At 32.5% G+C, this 234-nt stretch carries 1 protein-coding gene; it reads left to right on the top strand.

What is annotated here, in order from left to right; translation table 11 throughout:
- The coding region (locus tag FC81_RS10145; RefSeq protein ID WP_157054802.1) for a phage terminase small subunit P27 family at positions 1 to 234 on the top strand (234 nt) is incomplete at both ends.

The raw sequence follows: 234 nt of genomic DNA, 5'->3' as shown, positions 1-234 counted from the left end.
TATTTAAAGCAAAATACGCCCGTATCAGAGCTTGATAGAAGTTTATTAGCTACTTACTGCAAACTATATTCAGTTGTTCAGACATGCAATACAGACATTACAAAGCATGGTTTAGTAATAACCAATAAAAGTAATGGGTCAAAGAAGAAAAATCCATACATTGAAATTATGAGTACAGCTATTAAAGATATGAAAGCCATCGCCAATGATTTAGGAATGACTATATCTAGTCGG

Source organism: Liquorilactobacillus capillatus DSM 19910, from assembly GCF_001434915.1.
GTDB classification, from domain to species: Bacteria; Bacillota; Bacilli; order Lactobacillales; family Lactobacillaceae; genus Liquorilactobacillus; species Liquorilactobacillus capillatus.
The sequence above is the reverse complement of the archived record's forward strand: the minus strand, read 5'-3'. Positions and strand labels throughout refer to the sequence as shown.